Source organism: Bacillus sp. FSL W8-0223, assembly GCF_038006805.1.
Classification (GTDB): domain Bacteria; phylum Bacillota; class Bacilli; order Bacillales; family DSM-4216; genus Bacillus_O; species Bacillus_O smithii.
In genome coordinates this window covers 1,862,926-1,884,839 of sequence record NZ_JBBOVX010000001.1, presented here as the reverse complement: position 1 = coordinate 1,884,839, position 21,914 = coordinate 1,862,926, and the positions used below count along the sequence as shown (strand labels likewise).

Below are 21,914 nucleotides of genomic sequence, written 5' to 3'. Positions count from 1 at the left end.
ATTTTTATACGTCTAATATATATTTAAGGATACATTAATACATAATAAGTATTAATAAGGAGAGGAAAGTGTTGGAACTACGACATTTAAAATATTTCGTAACAGTTGCTGAAGAATTACATTTTGGAAAAGCTGCTGCTCGTTTAAATATGGCACAGCCCCCGCTAAGTTCTCAAATTCGCCAATTAGAAGAAGAAATAGGAGTGCCGCTTTTCCATCGAACGAAAAGGAAGGTAGAGTTAACAAAAGAAGGGCAGGTGTTTTTAGAAAAAGTTTATCTGATTTTGAAGAATTTAGAGGACGCAATTGAAACAGTCAGAATGGTGAACCGTGGTGAGATCGGAGAAATAGCAATCGGTTTCATCTCATCCGCATCCTATGATATTCTTCCAGCCATTATTCAGCATTATCGAAAAAAATACCCTAATATTCATATTGATTTACTACAGTTAACGACAGAAGAACAAGTGAAAGCTTTACACGAAGGACGTATTGATGTGGGCATACTATGTCATCCTATTGAAAATGACAACGTACTTTTTGAAGTCATTCGACAAGAGCCTATGGTGATCGCTTTACCAAAGGATCATCCACTAGCACGCGAAACATCTTCGATCAATCTTAACGATTTATCCAATGATCCATTCATAGTGACGGGAAGAAAGGCAAATCAGAGACATTATGATACATTGATAAAATTATGTTATCAGGCAGGATTTAGTCCAAAGGTAGTGCAAGAAACAAAAGAATTATCTACGGTTCTATCGCTTGTTTCATCGGGAATGGGCGTTGCTCTTGTACCAGCTTCCATACAAAGCATTTTTAAAAATAAAGTCATTTATCGTAACATTCGGAATCATCCATATACTACGACCGCTCTTGCTTGGAAAAGCGGCAATCTATCCCCGACAGTACGTGCCTTTATTGAACTAGTGAAGAAATCTATCATCCCGCTAATGAATCAGTGTGATTGTGAATAATTTCTTTTTGTTTAAGCAAACATTTTGCTGATGATATAATCCGGAAGAAAGAAAAAAATGGATGTTAGGATGCGAAAAGTTTTCTTAATAGTTTCTTGAAACTCGATCAGCTTGCCACAAAATGTTCAAATTTTCAGGCGGAAATTTCGTCTGCGTCTCTGCTAAAATGGAAGAACGAAAGAAAGGGAGTGGAACGATTGACCGATGTAAATGGGCTGCTGGCTTTTGGAGCGGGGTTTTTAAGTTTTATTTCTCCCTGCTGTCTGCCTTTATATCCTGCTTTTTTATCCTATATAACAGGAATGAGTGTCAATGAGTTAAAAACAGAAAACGCGATGTTGCAAAAGAGAAGTTTGCTCCATACTTTCTTTTTTTTAGTCGGATTTTCTGCTATTTTTATTTCACTTGGATTTGCCACTTCCTTTGTTGGATCCTTTTTTCGCAACTATCAAGATCTCATCCGACAAATTGGCGCTTTATGCATTATTTTTTTTGGTTTGATCGTAGCCGGCCTATTGAAACCCGAATTTTTCATGAAGGAGCGGCGCTTTCAATTTAAAAACCGGCCTTCTGGCTACTTAGGCTCCATCTTGATAGGGATGGCCTTTGCCGCCGGCTGGACGCCATGTACGGGCCCCATTTTAATGTCTGTCATCGCTTTAGCAGCCTCCAATCCGGAATCTGGATTCCTTTATATGTCTGCCTATACGCTTGGTTTCGCTATTCCGTTTTTTATTTTGTCATTCTTTATCGGCAGATTGAAATGGATGCGGACACATAGTGGATGGATCGTCAAAGTGGGTGGACATTTGATGATTTTGATGGGGGTGCTCTTGTTTTTTGACTGGTTGACGAAAATCATCATGGTGTTTAATCAGCTTTTTGGTACGTTTCAAGGATTTTAGCCAAAAAATGGTGCTAATTTTAATAGCTATCATTTGAAAAAACGATTCATCGTTCTTGAAAAGAGGTATAAAAAGATGATGTAAATTATTTTGTGTAAGCAAATTTTTCTACTAGAAAAAAAGAAAAAGGCAGGGTATTCTCAGATTTGCGACCAAACAAAACTGAAAGGAGATACCCTACCTTATGAGTAATAGTATACTCAACTCAGATTTCGCAAATCAACTGGAAAATATGATAAAAGATTTTGTTCAAGAAAAGCTTGAATTCATCATGAGAGAAGAAATCAAAAATTTCCTCCAAGTGGAACAGGAACACGTTCAAAACTCAAGAAATGGTTATTATCACCGTACTCTTGATACAAAGTACGGGAAAATAGAAGCTCTTACGGTTCCAAGAGATCGCAACGGGGATTTCCAGACTCAACTGTTTGAGCCTTATCAACGTCAAGACGGCTGGCTGGAACAGGCGATTATTAAAATGTATCAAAGTGGGATGAGCACTCGAGAAATTGGGAAGTTTATCGAAAGAATTCTTGGTTCAACCTACTCTCCTACCACGATTAGTCATATTACAGATGCCGCGTTGGAGGATATTCAAAAATGGCAACAACGTCCATTAAACAAACGGTATTCTGTGTTGTATCTTGATGGGTTTTATATAAAAGTTCGTCGTGATACGTATGCCAAAGAAGTCATTTACGTTGTTCTTGGTGTCAATGAAGAAGGTTATCGTGAAATTCTTGGCTTTTACGTTGGAGGTCAAGAAAGCGCGCATGGCTGGCAAGAGATTCTCCAAGACCTTTATACACGCGGTGCTCATGAAGTCTTACTTGGTGTTTTTGATGGACTCCCAGGTCTTGAAGAAGCCTTTAAAGCCGTCTATCCGAAAGCCGATGTTCAACGATGTGTGGTCCACAAAGTAAGAAATACGTTAAACAAGGTAAGGAAAAAAGACCAATTTGAAGTGGCTGAAGACCTAAAGCTGATCTATCCGCAGCCATTCAAGCCTTTCATGAGTTTAAAGACAAGTGGTCTAAAAAGTATCCTAGAGAAGTCCAATCTTGGGAACAAGATTTAGATGTCCTCCTAACATTCATGAAATATCCGACCAGTATTCGTAGTGTCATCTACACGACCAATGCTATTGAACGAACGATTAAAGATATACGTAAACGACTCAAAACGATGAACAGCTTAACCAGTATTGAAGCAGCAGAAAAAATCACGTTCTTAACGGTACAGGACTTGAATGAAAAATGGTCCACTAGAAAACTTAAAGGGTTTTCTACGGCATACAAGGCACTTCAAGATATGTTTGAAGAAAGATACTGAAAGACCAAATTTTGTTCATGAAGAACAGAGTCTAGGGAGACTAAGTTGTCTTATATGAGACTGAATATTCAGTCTCATATAAGACAACTAAACACCTCCTCCAAGATTAAAAAAACGTATCTGAGAATACTCTCTTACACAAAATTCTTGACGGTACCTATAAAAAAAGAATGAATTGAAAAATAAGGTAATTTTTTGTTTTCATCATCAAAATGTTATATAATAGTTCGTGCAAATCTCCATTCATAAAAAAATTTCTTATCGACAAACTGAAAGAAATGTAGCGTGTGAATCAAAACCGATCATTGTTCATATAGTTTGTACGAAAAAAACGTTTTAAAAATTTGAAAAAAGGTGATTCAGATGTGGTTAATCGCTTCATCTATCTTTGCTGTAGTGATGGGTGTTTCCGTCATCATGATTCGATTAAAAGCAGCTAAAAAGCCAACATCCGTTAAGAAAATCATTTTGCCGCCGATTTTTATGAGCACTGGCAGTTTGATGTATTTGTTTCCGCAATTTCGGATAACACCAATGGAAATGATGGAATCCATTATGCTTGGAATGCTTTGTTCCATTATTTTAATTAAAACGTCGAGATTTGAAATTCGTGATAATGAAATTTATTTAAAACGATCAAAAGCTTTCGTTTATATTTTAGTGACGCTTTTAATTGTTCGATTGATCGTAAAAGCCATTTTAAGTACTACTATTCATGTAGGTCAGCTGAGCGGAATGTTCTTCTTGCTGGCATTTTCGATGATTGTTCCTTGGAGAATTGCGATGTACATTCAGTATAAAAAGATGCTGAATCAATTAAACGATGGCCCCATTCAAACGAATAGCCTGTAAAAAGAGAATTTTGTTCGATGAATTTTTCTGTTAAAGTTTTACAAAAAAGAGGCTGGCTCATAGGATTCAATCCTGATAGAGCCAGCCTTTCCTCTATGTTCAAAAGAAATGTTCGTACTTTGATAAATCCACATTCATTGCCGTCAGCTTTTTTCTTAAAAATTTGTGATCTCTTTTTGGAGTGGCCATGATATAACCCCGAATAATTAAGTCCATGTTCATCCGTTCGGCTTGTTCATTTAAAGCAAGTTCTCCGATTTTGCCGGCAATTTTATGACGGGCGACATCTCGAAACAGTTCAGGAACCGGACTGACAAGCTCTTCCAAAATGGCTTTATGGGTGTCATCCCATAAATGGCGTGTCTTCTCTACATAATATTCTTCCCAGTCCATGTCGGATTTACCGTCCGCTTTCGGAAGCCGTTTCAAAAATTTGCGAAACATGAAAAAACCGCCGATGGAAATGGTTATAATCAAAAAGATTCCCCACAGCAAAATAAAATAAGAAAACCAGCCGACAAGCATAGACTACCTCCAACATTCGAACATTGATTGATATCATTATAGACAAAGAATGGAAAAACTACAACTTTTCTCCTCCATTAAGAGAGTTCGTTCACTCCTTGTGAGAGAATGGCGGAAAGAAATTTTGTTATAATGAAATCAATGAAACTCGTATGAATATTAGAGGCAAAAACGACTGTGAGAAAGAAACATTTTTACCCGCTATCAAACACAATTAAGAGCGGACGTTTTTATTTCTTTGGAGTTATAACGAGGAAAAGGTGATCGATATCATGAAATTGATTCATACTGCCGATTGGCACTTAGGAAAGCTTGTTCACGGAATTTATATGACAGAACAGCAGAGAGAAGTGTTAAGGCAATTTGTTCAATTAGTAGAAAGAGAACAGCCGGATGCCGTATTGATCGCTGGCGATTTATATGACCGATCCGTTCCACCGACAGAGGCGGTCGAACTGTTAAACGAAGTGTTATACCAACTCAATGTTGAATTAAAAGTGCCGGTACTCGCTATTTCCGGTAATCATGACAGCGCTGAACGTCTTTCATTTGGTTCATCTTGGTTCCGGCGCAGTCAGTTTTATTTAAAGGGAAAACTCACAACGGATTTTACGCCTGTTCGGATAGAAGGGGTTAATTTTTATTTAATTCCTTACAGCGAACCTGGAATCGTGAGGGAATTATTGGGTGATGATTCGATACATACGCATGAAGACGCCATGAAAGCGATCATCGGAGAAATTGAAAAACAATTAAATCCGAATGAGATCAATATTTTAATAGGTCATGCTTTCGTTCTTGGAGGGAAAACGACGGACTCAGAAAGGACGTTAGCTGTCGGCGGCTCTGGTTGTATTTCTGCAGATGTATTTTCTCCGTTCCATTATACCGCTCTTGGACATTTGCACAGTCCAAACGCTCTTTCTCATCCTACCATTCGTTATTCTGGTTCATTGTTGAAATATTCGTTTTCAGAAGCGAATCAAAAGAAAAGTGTAACGATCATCGAATTGGATGACAACGGACAGTTTGAGATCAGAGAAGAAAAACTGACTCCAAAATTCGATTTAAGAGAATTGGAAGGATATCTCGATGAACTGCTTGATCCTGCTTTTTATCAACAGCAAAAAACGGATGATTTCTTAAAAATTACCCTGTTGGATGAAGGAGCATTAATTGACCCAATTGGGAAATTGCGAAAAATATATCCTAATGTTCTCCATTTAGAGAGAAAAGTAGATTTTTTGGACGAAAGAAGGAAAGAACAATATTTTATTATGAAAGAAAAAGAAGTATCAGAATTAGAGTTGTTTCAGCGCTTTTATGAACAGATGACTACTAGACCGTTTACAGATGAGAAAAGATCCATAATGAAAACCATCATAGAAAGCGTCAAAAAGGAGGTGCTGTGACCATGAGGCCTCTTCGGCTCACTTTACAAGCGTTTGGACCGTACGCGGGAAAAGAAGTGATTGATTTCACGAAATTGGGAAACAGAACCATGTTTGTAATAACCGGGAAAACAGGAGCAGGGAAAACAACGATTTTTGACGGCATTTGTTTTGCTATTTATGGAAAGGCGAGCGGAGAAGATCGGAGCGGAACCGATCTTCGCAGCCATTTTGCCGATCCAGAGACTTTGACGGAAGTTTCTTTATTGTTTTCGCTGCGTGGACAAACTTATTACATTGTCCGATCGCCTCAGCAAGAAAAGAAGAAAGCAAGAGGAGACGGTATGACGACAGTAAATGCTAAGGCAGAGCTTTACCGTATAACAGATCAAGGGGAGAAACAAATCATTGCTTCCAATGTTCGGGAAACGGAGGAGAAGATCAAAGAATTAATCCAGCTGGATGCCCATCAGTTTCGACAAATTTTGATGATTCCCCAAGGAGAATTTCGCAAGCTGCTTGTTTCGGACAGCAAAGAGAAAGAAGCGATTTTGCAGAAATTGTTTCATACAGAACTGTATAAAAAAATTGAAGAAAAATTAAAAGAAGAAGCGGACCAGCTAAAATCAATCGTTCAGCAGAGAAAACAGGAACAAGAACGGCTGTTAAAAAGCATTCGCACTCAAAACAGCGAACTTCTTGAAGCACTTCATCAGGAAATAGTGGATCCACAACGCATATTAGACCTGCTTTCATCGGAGTTAAAAGAGTGGAGAAGCCAATATGAGTCGATTAAAAGTGAAATTTCGGAAAAGCAAGTGCAACGTGATCAGCTGAAAGAACAAATCACGCAAGGAAAAGCGATCCTTGATCAATTTACTTTAAAGCGCCAGTTGGAAGAAGAAAAAACAAAGCTTGAACGTCAAATCGAAGAAGTGGAAAAACAGCAATTGGAAGTCGAAAGAGCGAAAAAAGCGGCCAAACTGGATCAACAAGAAAATCAGTGTCGACGCTTGCATGCTGAAATTCAAGAATTTGAAAAGCGAAAACAAATATTTCAGAACCAACTATCGAAAATAGAGCCTAAGCTGGCAGCAGCTCAAAAGAATTGGGAAGAAGAACAAGCGAAAGAAGAAGAGAGAAAAAGAGCGGTAGAAGCAGTGAGTCGTTTAAAAGCCCTTGAAAACGATATCCAATCGTATGAAGAAGAAACGATTGCTCTCGATAAGATGGAGGCCCAATGGAAAGAGCTGCAACAAGAGAAACAAACCTATTCAGATCAATTGGAAAAAATCGAAGAAAGGTTAGAACAAAAAAATACTTTGCTGAGTGAACTCGAACAAACGAAATTAGCCCTATTACAGCGTGAACGTTTGATCGAAAAAACAGAAAGGATTGTCAATCGGCTGTTAAAATATCAAGATGAACAACATCGAAAAGAGCGTATCCTTTCAGCATTAGCGGTGGCTAATGAGCAGCTTCAGGCAACCGAAAGAGCGCTTCTCGATGCAAAAGCGACCGTTCGGCATTTAGAAAAAGAGTGGTTTGATGGACAAGCGGGAATATTGGCTCAAAAACTGCAAGAACATGAGCCTTGCCCTGTTTGCGGATCTGTTCACCACCCTGCTCCGGCGCAATATAAACAGGAATTACCTTCCGAAGAAGATCTAAACTCCGCGAAAGAAAAGGCTGCCGAGGTAGAACGGCGCAAACAAGAAGTGGAAAGAAGATTCCTTCAACTACAACTCGAAATGAAAACGATCGAAAACTCAAAAGAAGAAATTCAAAAGGAACTAGAAAACCTTTTTCCGAATTTCTCGGAGGAGTCTTTATCATCCGATATCCGTTCGCAGCAATCTAGTTTGCAAGAGTTGAAACTTCGGCAGCAGCAGGATAAAAAAGCTCTACGAAAAGAACAAGAGCTGAAAACCGAAGCGGAGCAATTGACAGTCGAAAAACAACAAGTGGAAAATGCTCTGGAAAAATGCTTGGAAACTGTAGATGAAATCGAAAAGCAAATGATGATGAAACGAGCCAATATTGAACGAATGAACACACAAATACCAGAGAATTTGCGTTCAAAGTCGTCGTTTCAAAAAGCTTTACAAAAGCGGATCCAGTATCAGGAATCTTTGCAAAAGTCTTATGACGAGGCTCAAAAACGATATCAAGAACTGAACATGAGTATGGTAAAATTACAATCCCGTGTGGAGGAAGTTACCAATATATTATTAGAAAAAATGAAACAGATGGACTTGGAAAGAAATACATTTAAACAGATGCTGAAAGAAGAAGGATTTCCCGATTATCGGCATTACGAAAAGGCCAAACGAACAGAAGAGGAAATCAAAATGCTGGAAAATACCATCCAGGAATTTTGGGAACGTTATCGCTATGTCTCTTCTCGTATGGATGAACTTGAACGAGTGTTAGCAGGTATCCAAATTCCCGATTTGAATCGTTTCAATCAAAAATTAAACGAAATAATGGAAGAACTAGCCCAACTGGATGAAAAAAGAACTTCCACTCTTTTAACGATCCAAAATAATGAGATGATTTATCAAAACGTGACGGACATTAACAAAGAACTGGAGCAACTGGAAGAACAATATAAAACATTTGGCCATCTTTATGAAATAACAAAGGGACAAAATCCGCACAGGCTCACATTTGAACGGTATGTATTAGCTGCATTTCTTGATGATATTTTGCTGTCAGCCAATGAAAGACTGGCAAAAATGACGGGTGGAAGGTACCGGATGCTGCGGAAAAGAGATCGATCAAAAGGCAATGTCCAAAGTGGATTGGAATTATTGATTTACGATCAATATACAGGGCAGACGCGCCATGTAAAGACGCTATCAGGAGGTGAAAGTTTTAAAGCGTCTTTATCACTTGCATTAGGCATGGCGGATGTTGTTCAAAGCTATGCCGGCGGAATTTCTCTTGAAACGATGTTTATTGACGAAGGATTTGGAACACTGGATCCTGAATCTTTAGATCAAGCGATCGAAGCTTTGATGGATATTCAAGACAGTGGACGTCTGGTTGGAATTATTTCCCATGTGCCTGAATTAAAAGAACGAATCGATGCAAGATTAGAAGTGATTTCAACACAAAACGGAAGTCATACAAAGTTTCATATTTTCTATTAAAATCTCCAAAAAGAGCCTTGCTGTTGAATTGAAGTTCTTTTCAGTAAGGCTCCATTGATAGAACGATCATTCCTGTTTAGAATGAATGGATCAACACCGTTCATCCATTCAAAATAACCGAGTTTGATTCGCTGTGTTACGTTTCGATTAGTATGCATTCAACCCATTTTGATCAGGAGAAAGTTTAAAAAATGATTTTAAGATAGAAGCATATCATTCTATATGAGCATATCATGGTATGCTAAAATAAAAGAAAAATTTGGAACGAATAGATGGGGGTGCCGCATAATGGCGGAGTACCGAATAAAGGGCCTTTCTTGCGCCAGTTGTGCACAAGAATTGGAAGAAGAAATTCAAAAACTCCCCCATGGGGAAGATGCAAAAATTTTATATCATACTGGAAAACTACAGATATCGGACCAAATCGATATATCCAAAGTGGAAAAAATTTTGGCCTCAGATGGGGCTTCCATCATTCAAAATGATAAAGAAAAAGAACATGATCATCAGGACAGCGATTCTAATTGGAAGCTTCTCCTTTTTATTTCAACTGTCCTGTATGTTTTGGCGTTGTTAGCAGAAAACAAATCTCCCAGCTACATGCCTGTACTGTTTTATTTAGCCGCAGCTGCCGTTAGTGGACATGAGACGTTTATAAAAGGGATGAAAAATTTATTCCATTTCAAATTTAACATGAATACTCTCATGACCATTGCCTTGATCGGTGCCTATTGTATTGGTCAGTGGAAAGAAGCTGCATTTGTCGCCATTTTATTCGGATTAAATGAATATTTGGAAGGGCTGGGAATGGAAAAGGCACGCCGCTCCATGGAATCGCTGCTGCGTGCCGCTCCAAAAGAAGCCGTATTGTTGGTGAACGGAGAAGAACGGGTGATCCCGATCGATCAACTGAAGATTGGAGATATCGTTTTGGTGAAATCGGGAGAAAAGATTCCTTCCGATGGAGTGGTCATTGAAGGAAAAAGCTCGGTGAATGAAGCTGCTGTTACAGGAGAATCTCTGCCAATTGAAAAATCAACAAACGATCCAATATTTGGAGGAAGCATCAACAACGAGGGCGTATTAAAAGTAAAAGTGACTAAGTTATATAACGATTCCTCTATAGCGAAAATCCTCCGTTTAGTAGAAGAGGCTCAGTCTAAGAAAACGCCGATTGAAACATTTATGGATCGTTTTGCTCAATATTATACTCCGCTGATTTTGCTCATTTCTTTGTTCGTGATCCTTTTTCCTCCTCTCTTTTTGAATTGGGAATGGAAATTCTCGCTATATCAAGGATTAGCCGTCTTAATTGTAGGATGCCCATGTGCTCTTTTGTTGGCTTCTCCAATCGCATTAATCTCAGGGATTACGAGAAATGCTCGAAACGGAATTTTAATGAAAGGCGGCGTGTTTCTAGAACAACTAGGTAAAATCAAAACGATTGCATTGGATAAAACGGGGACATTGACAGCAGGAAAACCGGTTGTCGAAAAAACAATAGTATATGATGACCAATTTTACTTCATTGCAGCATCCGTTGAATCATTATCTGGACACCCTTTAGCTAAAGCTGTTTACGAAGCGGCGTGCAAACAAACAACTCAAAAGGCACAGCCTGAACAAGTCATTACGCTGCCTGGAAAAGGCGTGAAAGCGGTCATAACCGGAAAATCTTATTTTGTCGGCAATGAAAAAAGCGCCGGTCACCTTCAGCTATCGGAATCTATCCAAAAAGATCTTGAGGATTTGAAAAAACATGGTTATACCATCGTCATGGTCTCTGATGAATCCAAAGTATTTGGGATGATGGGTGTTACCGACCAAATTCGTCCGGAAAGTCACACTCTTGTTTCCAAACTGCACCAAGCCGGCATCAAACAGGTTGTGATGTTAACAGGGGACCATAAAGGAACGGCAGAAAAAGTCGCAAAACAAACTGGAATTCAAGAAGTTTACGCCGGGCTTTTGCCGGACGAGAAACTAGCCGTGATCCAAGAACTATCTAAACATGAAAAAACAGCTATGATTGGAGACGGAATCAATGATGCTCCTGCTCTGGCAGCTGCGGATCTCGGTATTGCGATGGGAAAAGGTTCTGATAGTGCCATTGAAACGGCAGATGTCGTCTTAATGCAAGATCATCTCGGGAAGTTGCCGTCTGCGATTGCGATTTCCAAAAGAGTCAATCGAACCATTCAATTGAATATTGGATTGGCGCTCGGCTTAAAATTGGTGGCACTGCTGCTTACGATTCCCGGCTGGCTGACACTGTGGATCGCCATCATGTCCGACATGGGAGCTACCATCATCATTACCCTCATAAGTTTAAGCATCTTAATGGAAACAAAGAAAGAAAAACAACTAGAAATTGGCTGATGGGGATTCCTTTAGATCCCCCTTCTGTTACATTAAGTAAGAAACATAACTTAAATCCAATGGAAAGATCTGCTTCGCGGAACTTTATCTCCACACAACACGAAAAAATGATTCTTCCGGTTCATTCATTCCACATAAAGGCATCATCGTTTTAGAGAACCAGCAGCATTGAAAAGATCCATGATATTGAAAATTGCTTCTGCAGATGTTTGCCTAAAAACAGATTGAAAAATAAGCGCTTCATTATCAGAATTACTTGGATAAAATATCGAAATGATGTTAAAAGAGGAGGATACAATTTGTACACCAAAAAAAAGTTTGCCGTTATTTTTTTCATTCTTTTCTTTACTATGACTGGCTGCAGCAATGATGATTTTAGAGGAAACATGAATGACAAGGTACAAAATTTTTCTTATGTGAACCAAAATAATCAAAAAGTAAATTTAAAAGATTTAAAAGGGAAAGTATGGATAGCAGATTTTATTTTTACGAACTGCAAAACGGTCTGTCCTCCTATGACCTATAATTTGACGCAGCTGCAAAAAAAATTAAAAAAAGCAGGTGTTCAAGATTATTTGATTGTCTCTTTCAGTGTGGATCCTACAAAAGATACTCCTCAAAAATTAAAAGAATATATTCATAAGTTTGATGCGGATGAATCTCATTGGCAGCTTTTAACAGGTTATAACCAAAAAGAAATTCAAAAATTAGCGGAAAAGTCGTTTAAAACCATTGCTGTTCCTCAACCGAATAGTGATCAAATCATGCATGGGACTAGCTTTTATCTTGTGGATAAGAAAGGGACTGTGGTAAAAAGTTATAGCGGAAATCAAGACGTTCCTTTTAATGAAATTGTGAAGGATATAAAGACGTTAAACAAAATGTAGGGAAAAGGCATATTGGCTCTGAAACAAGCAGACTATCGTTTGAACGAATCGCGATCGTCAACCTGCCTTTTCATCATCTTATTCGCGGGGTCAAAAAATGAATGTGGAAAAAGGCGCATTTAATGGGGGAATGGGCAGCAATTTCTGTTTTTTTATAGGTAAATGGTGAGAATTCACAATTTTGTTATGGGCAATTTACTGAAAATATAGTAAAATACAATTGTAGTAATTTTTCAAAAAAATTTAAAAGAGGTGGTTTTATTGAAGTATGGTGTTTATAAGTTTGGATCTTTTAACGTCATTAAGTGCGATTGTGGTTGGGAAGGTTTACGGGCAGACCTTCGTCAGCAAATTGTAATCTTGGAACAAACGAAACGCGGCGATGTTTTGGATGCGGAAGATATTTATGTTTGTCCAAACTGCTCCACCAGAAAGTATTAAATTCAGTTTGCTAGATCCCTTTTCCCATGTTCTGCGATATTTTCCTGTCTTTTCAAATCTATCCCATTGTTTGTTCATTTCGTTAGAAGATCCCCATGTAAATGGATGCCACGCATAGAGAATAAATATCCCATCTTGTATCGCAGGCTGATTCTGAGTAAGTACCTATCAGAAATGCCTGCTTTTTTCTTGGCTTGCACCTTTTTTCTACAATTGATACTATTGAATTACAGAAAAAGTATTTTCAGGTTCATTTTTCCTTCGTTTCAATCGTTCACATCTACAGCGTGAATTATGACAAAATAATGGATGGGAGATGTAATGATGATCATAGGTGTACCAAAAGAAGTCAAAAACAATGAAAATCGAGTGGCGATTACTCCTGCGGGTGTTCTTCAACTGGTAAAAGCCGGCCACAAAGTGTTGGTTGAAACAAACGCCGGTTTTGGAAGCGGCTTTACTGATGAAGAATATAAAAATGTAGGGGCAAATATCGAGAAAAACGCATCCGAAGTTTGGGAAAATTCCGAACTCATTCTCAAAGTCAAAGAACCTGTTGAAAGTGAATATCAGTATTTTCGAAAAGATTTGCTTCTTTTTACATATCTTCATTTAGCTGCGGAACCAAAACTGACAAAAGAATTGGTGAAAAGCGGCGTAACGGGAATTGCGTATGAAACGGTCTCTGTCAATAAGACTTTGCCGCTTCTTTCTCCTATGAGCGAAGTGGCTGGACGGATGGCAGCGCAGATCGGAGCACAGTTTCTTGAAAAACAATATGGTGGAAAAGGAGTGCTGCTTGGGGGAGTTCCGGGAGTCAAGAAAAGCAAAGTCACGATTATTGGCGGGGGTATGGTAGGATCGAATGCTGCAAAAATTGCGATAGGTCTCGGTGCGGATGTAACCGTGATTGATTTGAATCCGGATCGTTTACGGGAATTGGAAGTGATGTTTGGCGGCAATATTCAAACGTTAATGTCGAATTCTTATAATATTGCGGAATCTGTAAAAGAATCTGATTTAGTGATAGGAGCGGTACTTATTCCGGGAGCCAAAGCACCAAAACTTGTCACAGAAGAAATGGTCAAGGAAATGTCCAACGGAGCGGTAGTGGTCGATGTCGCCGTCGATCAAGGTGGAATTTTTGAAACAGTGGATCGAGTCACGACACATGACAACCCAACTTATGAAAAATTTGGAGTTGTTCATTACGCTGTTGCCAATATGCCGGGTGCTGTTCCCCGAACTTCGACAATCGCCTTAACGAACGTTACGATCCCTTACGCATTGCAATTGGCCAATAAAGGTTTTAAACAAGCAATTTTGGACAATCCCGCTTTAAAGGCCGGAGTGAATACATTTAAAGGGCAAGTGACTTATGCGTCCGTAGCGCGCGATTTAAATTATAAATATGTTTCTGTAGATGACTTGCTTTAATCTACCGATCTTAGAATGAACGGTTTTACGAAAGGGACAAGTTTATGGCAATGAGTGAGGCCGGATGAGGATCGCCATATCCGTATAAAGTAGTGAACTTGGTTAAAACCGAGTTAAAGACGGAGAATTGCTAAGATTGCCTCACTTTTTAAGGATTTACAGTTGCATTGGTCATCATCGGTTTTAGCGCCCTCATTATGATTAGAAAAGATTTTCTTGACAGCCCGTTTAAATGTGGTGCATAATTTTAAAAAAACAAATGTCAACGGCGATGAAAGGGACTAGTAAACAGATGCTCAGGCGATAGAGAGTGGAATCCGCAGGCTGGAAGATTCCTCGTCTTAGAGGCTGTTGAACCTGCCCGGGAGCTCTTGTCATAAAACCAAGCGTTAACCTTCGTTACAGGTTTCAAAGCGGGCATTGATCATTTTGATCCTGCCAATAAAGGTGGTACCGCGGAATCGAGCCATTCCGTCCTTTTAGAGGACAGAATGGCTTTTTGATTTTTGCGGATTGGAGGGAGAACTCGTGCGAAAAAAACGGATTGTGGTGAAAATCGGAAGCAGTTCATTAACGAACGCGATGGGCGGTATTTGCCGGGAAAAACTGGCGGACCATGTTCGGGCATTAGCTAAATTAAAACAACAAGGCCATGAAGTGGTGCTGATTTCGTCCGGTGCGGTTGCAGCCGGTTTTACTGCGTTGAACTATCCCACCCGGCCGGTTTCAATAAAAGGAAAACAAGCAGCGGCGGCTGTCGGGCAAGGACTGCTTATGCAGGCTTATACAGAGGAATTCAAAAAATATCACATTGTGGCCGCCCAGATGCTGTTAACGAGAAGTGATTTTTCCAGAAAACAGCAGTACAGCAATGCTTATGAAACATTGACGGAACTACTCGACCGCTCGGTTTTGCCAATTATCAATGAAAATGATTCGGTTTCCATTGAAGAGTTGACTTTTGGGGACAATGATATGTTGTCTGCTCTAGTCAGCGGTTTGATACATGCTGATTTTCTCATTATCTTGACGGACATTAACGGATTATATGATAAAAATCCGCGCGAAGATCCAACAGCCAAAAAATATTACTACTTGCCAGCCATTACCGATGAGATTCTTGATTTAGCCGATACCTCCGGATCCAAGTTCGGTACCGGGGGAATGAAGTCGAAAATCGATGCGGCGAAAACAGCTCTTTCTCTCGGAGTCAGTTTATTTATCGGTACAGGAACAGGAGAAAACAAACTAGTGGATATATTAGAAGGCAAGGGAGACGGGACGTATATCGGCTATACTCCACGAAAAGGAATGACAGCAAATAAGCAATGGATTGCCATTCATTCTTTCGTAAAAGGGCAAGTCGAAATTGATCAAGGAGCGGCTGAAGCTCTTTTGGATCAAGGGAAAAGTCTATTGCCTGCCGGAGTGACGGCAGTGAACGGAAGCTTTCGCGCGGGCGATGTGATTGAAGTGGTGAATCCTCGCGGTGAAGTGCTTGGAAAGGGACAAGTGAATTATGATTCCTCAGAATTGCAAGAAATAAAAGGAAAACATAGCGACGAAATCAAACAAAAGTATAACCGCGATCATTGTGAGGTCATTCACCGTGATAACTGGGTGTCTCTAGCTCATTCGAACCGATCACGTTGAAAAATTTGGTAAAAAAGGGTAAGGAGGAGTACGAAACAATGACGGAGTTGCTGGAAAAAGCGAAAAAGGCCAAGCAAGCTTCTGCTGAGCTAGCCAGTAAAACAACAAAACAAAAAAATGAAGCGTTAGCTGCTATTTCGAAACAACTAATAGAAGAAATATCCTTTATTCTTGAGGAAAATAAAAAAGACGTTGAGAACGCTCGTGCCAAAGGTATGACAGAGGCATTGATTGATCGCTTGACTCTCAATGAGAAAAGGATTCAAGATATGGCGGACGGCATCCGTCAACTCATTGATTTAAAAGATCCTGTAGGGGAAATTTTGGATAGTTGGGAACGGCCCAATGGACTGCAAATCAAAACAGTGAGAGTTCCACTTGGTGTGGTGGGGATGATTTATGAGGCACGTCCAAATGTGACCGTGGATGCGGCCACACTATGCTTAAAGACAGGAAATGCGGTGATACTGCGAGGCAGTTCATCCGCTCAACATTCCAACATAGCGATTAGTGATTGCATTAGACGAGCCCTTGAAGGAACGGAAATTCCTGCGGATGCTGTTCAATTGTTGGAAGATACTTCAAGAGAAACCGCTCAGCAATTATTTACACTCACGGAATATTTAGATGTGTTGATTCCTCGCGGCGGAAAAAATTTGATCCAATCCGTCGTGGAACAAGCTTCTGTTCCAGTGCTAGAAACAGGTGTCGGAAATTGCCACATTTACATTGATGAATCAGCTGATAAAGAAATGGCCATTGATATCGTCATTAACGCCAAAACTCAACGACCTTCCGTCTGCAATGCGGCGGAGAAGGTTCTCGTCCATGAAAACTGGGCTGCAAAGTATTTTGCGGAACTTGCCAAACGTCTTCAAGATCATGAAGTCGAAGTACGAGGAGATCAAAAAGCCCAACAACTGGCCGTCGGACTGAAGCCTGCAACTGAGGAAGATTGGTCGACCGAGTACTTGGATAAAATTATAGCTGCCAAAATCGTTTCTTCAGTAGAGGAAGCCATTGAACACATTAACCAATATGGAACGAAACATTCAGAAGCCATCATTACAGCTGACGATCAAAATGTAGCGAAATTTTTCAATGAAGTGGATGCAGCAGCTCTTTATCACAATGCTTCCACTCGATTTACGGATGGATTTGAATTCGGGTTTGGTGCTGAAATTGGCATCAGCACGCAAAAATTGCACGCAAGGGGACCAATGGGATTAAAGGCTTTAACGACAACGAAATACTTGATTTATGGAAACGGCCAAATTAGAAACTAATGTGCGAGCATGATGGTCGACAACATACGTTTCCGTTACGAGATGACAAAGAATCCGAATCGGTAAAATCGAAAATAAATAGGTAGAAATTGAAACGAAAAGGATGAAAAAATCAGGCATCTTAGGTAAGATTTCGTAAACACGACTGATTCTAAAGATCTTTTATGCAAGACATCTATTGTTCAGTAGGAAAAAAAGGGGTAAAATCCTTATGGCTGTATCTAACATATATAGCAAGCCATAAGGATTTTTCCATTTCAATCGCATGAGGAAATGAAGCTTATCGTGCTTCTCTTAAAACGTATAGAATAAGCTACAGTGGAATCATTTTTTATCAAGTAACAAAGCCGGATGGAAAATGGAGAAAGAGATTTCCTTATTCATGATCAGGAAGATCGTTTATAATAGAACTACAAAAAGAACAGCCGCAGTAAAGAGGGGGAGACTATGGACGGATCATTTCTGGCGCGTTCGCTCAGCTCTTTAAAAGGCGATGAGTTGCGTTATCTTTATATTCTTTTTTGCAAAACGAATATATGGGACATTGTATCCAATAAAACAAAAGATTGGTTTTCAAGAGATCATCAAGATCATTTTTTCAAATATATAGAAACGGAAACAAAGAAATCCTCTCTTCTAAGCGAGGATGAGTTGCGTCTTTCTATTTTTTTGCAGTTATTAAAAGTGTTAAAGATTAAAGGCGGACGATTTCACACGGTCTTTGAAATTACAAAAGGATTCGACCAAGTGATTGAAGAGACGTTCCAACTCCTTTCCAAGAAGAACCGGGATTTTTCTGCGTTTGCCAAACAGCATCACTTGGAAAGCCAGCTTGGGATGATCGTGAGTTGGCAATTTAGTCAGCTGTTAAAAGATTTTCACAGGAGGCTGAATGAAGACTCAACCGAATGGCATCAAACGATTGCAGATACACTGAATTCTTTGCCCATAAACGAAAGGCAGCAGTTAAAGTCTGTCATGATGATCGATCAGTTCGATTCAGAACAGATACGCCGATGGATAGAGAATGAAGGGATTGTTCAGTTGGTCAACGCTTTAACTTCCGTATCCGGCTATTCATATTTTGGGGAGTTTTTGCAAAGATTTCGGGAGCTGCGATCATTTTCCAACACGGCTTTTAGCCAATTGACAACGGATCCGCTTCTATTCTTTTTGCTTAGTCCGGACTTTTTATATTCGCTTCTCTTTGGACCTAAACTTGTTCCGTTTCGTTATCAGCATCTATTGTTTTCAAACGAATTGGTTCCTTTTGTCCTGTTGGAAATAATGTTGCATGGTTTAGAAGCCCCATATTCTCAATTGGCTGATGTTCAGAATACAGCCGATGTTTGGAGCAAACGTTACAGAAATTACATTTCTTTGCTTTTACAATTGGAAAAAAATCGGAGTGAGCAGGAACAGTATAAGAAAGAACGGAACGATTTGGAAAGTGAGCGTTCAACAATCTTATCGATAAAAAAAGAAAGTGAAACCTATCTTTCGATCGCAAAAGAAAAACTAAAAAACCAACTGATTGCTGATGAAAATCGTCCTTATTTTGGCGATACGACTGTTGAATACTATCGAATCAAAGAAAAAATGGAAAACATCGACAAGAAGCTGGAGCAAAAGAAAGCGAGGGCAAAAGGAGTGGTCAAGTCCGTAGCTTCTTTTCTCCAATCAAGTTTTTATTTAACTGAAAAGGCACAGTGGGAGAAGAAGTTAAATAAAATATTTGATGAAATGACAGAGTTGACTATTTCGAAATATCCCGACTATGATCCAGTTTTAACACAAGAAATTGAACACTCTGCCTTTAAGAGGGATGAATGTGAAAAACAGCTGACAGAGGCTGAAAAGAAATTGACAGAAGTTGAGCAGCGCATTTCCCAATTAAAGAAAGAAGAACGAGAATTGTTGGCGCGGAAGGAAGAAGCCGAAAAAGAGACGTATGGCCTTAAACAGCTAGGAAAGGACAGGAATCCTAATCTTGCACTTTCTCGAAAACGATAAAGCGGTTCCTGCATAACCACCAAAAATGGTGAATGCGGGAACCGCTCCATCTGAACAACCGATTATTTTTGTTTTTCCAAAAATGACAGTAATTTTCCATAGACAGAGTTTAATACTTTATGCTCTTCTTTTGTCAGCTGTTGAAAAAGCTGCAAATACATTTTTTGTCCCATTTTCATGGCTTCCAAAAGTAAATCTTCTCCAGATTGGTTGATCGCTAAATAAACAATTCTCCTATCTTTTTCATCTGAAATTCGTTCCGCTACTCCGGCTTCGATTAATTTATTGGCGATATTGGTCATGGCTCCTGGTGTAAATCCAAGCCGCGTAGCAAGGTCCGATTGTTTTCTTGGACCTTTTTCCCACAGCTCCGCTAAAACGAGGATTTGAGAAATGCTGATGTTTTTTGGAAACATTTGATTCCAATAAATTAATAATCGGTTGTTCAATAGTTCCATTGTATGTATAAATGAAAATATGTTCCCTTTTTCCATCCTCATCAACCCTTTTCATTACGCGCTGTATTTCTATTCATAAGATCACCGTTGGTTTTCCGAAAGAGAAAAGAGGCTTATATGCCTTGTGCTCAAAAAGAAGGCGAAATTCTTCCCATGAGCAGTATACATGGAAACAACAAGAAAAATCAATTTACTCTTGGAAAGGATTGGAGAAAAGTTTTGCTTTTTATTGGCAAAATTTCCACCTTACCTTTAACTTGTACAAAGACTATCAGCCCATTACTTTCTAATGTTTTAAAAAAACTCACTTGCATCCATTCCAATTTATCCATAATATAGACATGGATATCACTTTTGAATTGGGTGACAAGTACAGTGATGAAAAAAGCGTTCATTTGGTTTCTTTTTCCATTTATTATTTTGGTCGGTTTCGTGACTTATAAATGGACAAATGGAAAGATTGAGGAAAATGTGAGCATACCGAAGGAATATATTCCGATATATAAAGCTGCGGCACAAAAATACGGGGTGCCTTGGGAGCTTTTAGCTGCACACCATCGAGTGGAAACGAAGTTTTCTAAAGGTCCGTTAGTTTCTCCTGCAGGTGCTGAAGGCCCAATGCAATTCATGCCATGCACGTTTGTGGGGTGGAAATATCCTGGCTGCGAAGGGAAAGGAAAAGGCAAAATTCCTGAAAAAGATAAAACCAATCCGGCTGTCATAAAAAAATACGGCGGCTATGGTGTGGATGCCAACGGAGACGGCAAGGCGGATCCTTTTGATCTTGAAGATGCAGTATTTAGCGCAGCCAATTATTTAGCACGAAACGGGGCGGCTAATGGACACTGGAAGAAAGCGGTCTACGCTTATAACCATAGTGAGCAATATGTAGAAGAAGTACTTTTTTACACGAATAAATATAAAATGACTGAATCTACAAGCTTTTGAGTTTACATAACTTTTTTATTTGGTAAGATGAGACTGTTTTGCCGTTCCCCTTTTCATTTTGCCATCAACAGAGAGAGTTTCATCAATAGATTAGGGAGAGAAGAATATGAAAAAGTGGTTCGCTATCTTTAGTATGTGCGTACTTATTTTGTCTGGCTGTTCGTTAACCGGCGGTCAGCAAAATAAGCATTCATCAACAACAACAAACGAATCTGCTACTAATGAAGCAGCATCCGATCAGCAGTCGAAAAAAGCCTATGCCGGAACAAATAAATCCGATGTAAAAGGGATACGTGCTGTTGTAGTGCGTGTAGTAGACGGTGATACATTCGTGGCCCGGATGGCAAACGGAAAAGAAGAACGGGTACGGATGATTTTAGTTGATACACCGGAAACGAAACATCCTAGATTAGGGGTTCAACCGTTTGGCCCGGAAGCCTCCTCCTTTACAAAATCACAATTGACCGGTAAAACCGTTACGCTGGAGTTTGATGTTCAAGAAAGGGACAAGTACGGCAGGCTTCTGGCTTACGTGTGGTTAAATCATCAAAATTACAATAAACTGCTGATTGAAAAGGGCCTCGCCCGCGTGGCAGTCTTTCCGCCTAATACAAAATATGTCGATGAATTTAGAGCTGCACAAGCAGTCGCGCAAAGAGAGAAGAAAGGAATCTGGTCTATTGAAAATTATGTAACGGACCATGGATATAATTCGAATGGAAAGGAACAAAGTTCATTAACAGGTACAGAGAAATCGTCAACACAAGACCATTCCAAGGGAAGCTGCAATATTAAAGGGAACATCTCCAGTTCCGGTAAAAAAATATACCATATGCCTGGCGACGAATATTATGATGAAACGAAACCGGAAAAAATGTTCTGTTCCCGTGAAGAAGCGGAAGCTGCAGGATTTCGTCCTTCTCAGCGATAACATCGTCCCAAAAACGAAATGAGTCATCCCGGCTAGGATAAGAGAAGCTGCGCCCATTTAGGGTGCAGCTTTCTTTTGTTTACGTGTTGTTTGTGACATCTCTTTTTCTTGAGAGTATTGAATCTATAAGGATTTTGCATTTCAAACAACGTCGAACAATCAGAAAGATAGACGGATAAAGATATTAGGGGATATAATGGTCCCGTCCGTCCTTTACCTAAAGGAAAGAAATGGCATATACAAATCGTCTTTGTAAATATATTATTTGCGACTTTTATTGATTCTTTGGTTCTCCATTCTTAGCGATGAAATGTGCGAAAGTAATATGGACGAGATTCACA

General features: G+C 39.4%; 16 protein-coding genes and 1 pseudogene. 15 read left to right on the top strand and 2 right to left on the bottom strand.

Features of this window, described 5'->3' with window-relative positions; translation table 11 throughout:
- Window positions 1-68: 68 nt before the first annotated feature.
- The 4 genes and pseudogenes from NST81_RS09205 (at window position 69) to NST81_RS09190 (ending at window position 4,069) form a co-directional block, all read left to right on the top strand.
- Entirely contained in the window at window positions 69-980 is a 912-nt protein-coding gene (locus NST81_RS09205) for a LysR substrate-binding domain-containing protein (protein WP_341029504.1), read from the top strand.
- 197 nt (window positions 981-1,177) lie between these two features.
- A complete protein-coding gene (locus tag NST81_RS09200) occupies window positions 1,178-1,885 on the top strand; it encodes a cytochrome c biogenesis protein CcdA (RefSeq protein ID WP_341029502.1) in 708 nt (235 codons plus the stop codon).
- Between the two features lie 184 nt (window positions 1,886-2,069).
- Window positions 2,070-3,217, top strand: a pseudogene (locus tag NST81_RS09195) (IS256 family transposase).
- A 363-nt stretch (window positions 3,218-3,580) separates the two neighbouring features.
- Window positions 3,581-4,069, top strand: coding sequence for a CcdC family protein (locus NST81_RS09190; protein ID WP_048623380.1), 489 nt, complete (start codon window positions 3,581-3,583; stop codon window positions 4,067-4,069).
- A gap of 99 nt (window positions 4,070-4,168) precedes the next feature.
- Here NST81_RS09190 and NST81_RS09185 read toward each other — a convergent pair whose 3' ends face one another.
- Window positions 4,169-4,594 carry a DUF2621 domain-containing protein gene (locus NST81_RS09185; RefSeq protein WP_003352947.1) on the bottom strand — a complete coding sequence of 142 codons (426 nt, stop codon included), beginning with the start codon at window positions 4,592-4,594 and terminating at the stop codon, window positions 4,169-4,171.
- A gap of 272 nt (window positions 4,595-4,866) precedes the next feature.
- On the opposite strand from NST81_RS09185, the gene NST81_RS09180 reads away from it, so the two are divergent.
- The 9 genes from NST81_RS09180 (at window position 4,867) to NST81_RS09140 (ending at window position 19,236) form a co-directional block, all read left to right on the top strand.
- A complete protein-coding gene (locus NST81_RS09180; RefSeq protein ID WP_048623379.1) occupies window positions 4,867-6,006 on the top strand; it encodes an exonuclease SbcCD subunit D in 1,140 nt (379 codons plus the stop codon).
- Window positions 6,007-6,008: 2 nt separating this feature from the next.
- Window positions 6,009-9,140, top strand: coding sequence for an SMC family ATPase (locus tag NST81_RS09175; RefSeq protein ID WP_341029498.1), 3,132 nt, complete (start codon window positions 6,009-6,011; stop codon window positions 9,138-9,140).
- A gap of 288 nt (window positions 9,141-9,428) precedes the next feature.
- Window positions 9,429-11,519 (top strand): heavy metal translocating P-type ATPase, encoded by a 2,091-nt coding sequence (locus NST81_RS09170; protein ID WP_341029496.1) that lies wholly within the window; start codon window positions 9,429-9,431, stop codon window positions 11,517-11,519.
- A 299-nt stretch (window positions 11,520-11,818) separates the two neighbouring features.
- Entirely contained in the window at window positions 11,819-12,406 is a 588-nt protein-coding gene (locus tag NST81_RS09165) for an SCO family protein (protein ID WP_341029493.1), read from the top strand.
- Window positions 12,407-12,667: 261 nt separating this feature from the next.
- Window positions 12,668-12,847, top strand: coding sequence for a hypothetical protein (locus NST81_RS09160; RefSeq protein ID WP_040340888.1), 180 nt, complete (start codon window positions 12,668-12,670; stop codon window positions 12,845-12,847).
- 324 nt (window positions 12,848-13,171) lie between these two features.
- Entirely contained in the window at window positions 13,172-14,284 is a 1,113-nt protein-coding gene (ald, locus tag NST81_RS09155) for an alanine dehydrogenase (protein ID WP_048623376.1), read from the top strand.
- Window positions 14,285-14,812: 528 nt separating this feature from the next.
- Window positions 14,813-15,937, top strand: a complete 1,125-nt coding sequence (gene proB, locus NST81_RS09150; RefSeq protein ID WP_327797511.1) for a glutamate 5-kinase — start codon at window positions 14,813-14,815, stop codon at window positions 15,935-15,937.
- A 38-nt stretch (window positions 15,938-15,975) separates the two neighbouring features.
- Window positions 15,976-17,223, top strand: a complete 1,248-nt coding sequence (locus NST81_RS09145; protein ID WP_327797510.1) for a glutamate-5-semialdehyde dehydrogenase — start codon at window positions 15,976-15,978, stop codon at window positions 17,221-17,223.
- A 447-nt stretch (window positions 17,224-17,670) separates the two neighbouring features.
- Window positions 17,671-19,236 (top strand): hypothetical protein, encoded by a 1,566-nt coding sequence (locus NST81_RS09140; RefSeq protein WP_341029490.1) that lies wholly within the window; start codon window positions 17,671-17,673, stop codon window positions 19,234-19,236.
- A 62-nt stretch (window positions 19,237-19,298) separates the two neighbouring features.
- Here the strand turns inward: NST81_RS09140 and NST81_RS09135 are convergent, their stop codons facing one another.
- On the bottom strand, window positions 19,299-19,730 hold the full coding sequence (locus NST81_RS09135) for a MarR family winged helix-turn-helix transcriptional regulator (protein WP_003352937.1): 432 nt from the start codon (window positions 19,728-19,730) through the stop codon (window positions 19,299-19,301).
- A gap of 342 nt (window positions 19,731-20,072) precedes the next feature.
- Here NST81_RS09135 and NST81_RS09130 point away from each other — a divergent pair, with 342 nt between their 5' ends.
- The gene (locus NST81_RS09130) at window positions 20,073-20,642 is read left to right on the top strand and encodes a lytic transglycosylase domain-containing protein (RefSeq protein ID WP_040340921.1); all 570 of its coding nucleotides are present in this window, start codon (window positions 20,073-20,075) and stop codon (window positions 20,640-20,642) included.
- A gap of 106 nt (window positions 20,643-20,748) precedes the next feature.
- Window positions 20,749-21,573: a thermonuclease family protein gene (locus tag NST81_RS09125; RefSeq protein ID WP_327824420.1), complete on the top strand. Its 825-nt coding sequence runs from the start codon at window positions 20,749-20,751 to the stop codon at window positions 21,571-21,573.
- Window positions 21,574-21,914 lie beyond the last annotated feature (341 nt).

Excerpts from the sequence above, each read along its gene's own strand:
- NST81_RS09190 (WP_048623380.1), top strand. The coding sequence starts at position 3,581 with ATGTGGTTAATCGCTTCATCTATCTTTGCTGTAGTGATGGGTGTTTCC.
- NST81_RS09180 (WP_048623379.1), top strand. The coding sequence starts at position 4,867 with ATGAAATTGATTCATACTGCCGATTGGCACTTAGGAAAGCTTGTTCAC.
- NST81_RS09140 (WP_341029490.1), top strand. The coding sequence starts at position 17,671 with ATGGACGGATCATTTCTGGCGCGTTCGCTCAGCTCTTTAAAAGGCGAT.
- NST81_RS09175 (WP_341029498.1), top strand. The coding sequence starts at position 6,009 with ATGAGGCCTCTTCGGCTCACTTTACAAGCGTTTGGACCGTACGCGGGA.
- NST81_RS09135 (WP_003352937.1), bottom strand. The coding sequence starts at position 19,730 with ATGGAAAAAGGGAACATATTTTCATTTATACATACAATGGAACTATTG.
- NST81_RS09125 (WP_327824420.1), top strand. The coding sequence starts at position 20,749 with ATGAAAAAGTGGTTCGCTATCTTTAGTATGTGCGTACTTATTTTGTCT.
- ald (WP_048623376.1), top strand. The coding sequence starts at position 13,172 with ATGATCATAGGTGTACCAAAAGAAGTCAAAAACAATGAAAATCGAGTG.
- NST81_RS09145 (WP_327797510.1), top strand. The coding sequence starts at position 15,976 with ATGACGGAGTTGCTGGAAAAAGCGAAAAAGGCCAAGCAAGCTTCTGCT.
- NST81_RS09130 (WP_040340921.1), top strand. The coding sequence starts at position 20,073 with ATGAAAAAAGCGTTCATTTGGTTTCTTTTTCCATTTATTATTTTGGTC.
- NST81_RS09170 (WP_341029496.1), top strand. The coding sequence starts at position 9,429 with ATGGCGGAGTACCGAATAAAGGGCCTTTCTTGCGCCAGTTGTGCACAA.
- NST81_RS09185 (WP_003352947.1), bottom strand. The coding sequence starts at position 4,594 with ATGCTTGTCGGCTGGTTTTCTTATTTTATTTTGCTGTGGGGAATCTTT.